This window comes from Haloarcula sp. CGMCC 1.2071, from assembly GCF_037078445.1.
GTDB classification, from domain to species: domain Archaea; phylum Halobacteriota; class Halobacteria; order Halobacteriales; family Haloarculaceae; genus Haloarcula; species Haloarcula amylolytica.
On record NZ_JAYMGY010000062.1, the window covers coordinates 1 to 555 of the forward strand.

At 56.2% G+C, this 555-nt stretch carries 1 rRNA gene; it reads left to right on the forward strand.

The features are described from left to right. Positions 1-555, forward strand: a 16S ribosomal RNA gene (locus tag VI234_RS21225); the annotation flags it as partial.

Here is a 555-nt window from a genome sequence, read left to right on the forward strand (position 1 = left end):
CTTTTCTGTACCGTAAGGTGGTACAGGAACAAGGACTGGGCAAGACCGGTGCCAGCCGCCGCGGTAATACCGGCAGTCCAAGTGATGGCCGATATTATTGGGCCTAAAGCGTCCGTAGCTTGCTGTGTAAGTCCATTGGGAAATCGACCAGCTCAACTGGTCGGCGTCCGGTGGAAACTACACAGCTTGGGGCCGAGAGACTCAACGGGTACGTCCGGGGTAGGAGTGAAATCCTGTAATCCTGGACGGACCACCAATGGGGAAACCACGTTGAGAGACCGGACCCGACAGTGAGGGACGAAAGCCAGGGTCTCGAACCGGATTAGATACCCGGGTAGTCCTGGCTGTAAACAATGCTCGCTAGGTATGTCACGCGCCATGAGCACGTGATGTGCCGTAGTGAAGACGATAAGCGAGCCGCCTGGGAAGTACGTCCGCAAGGATGAAACTTAAAGGAATTGGCGGGGGAGCACCACAACCGGAGGAGCCTGCGGTTTAATTGGACTCAACGCCGGACATCTCACCGGTCCCGACAGTAGTAATGACGGTCAGGTT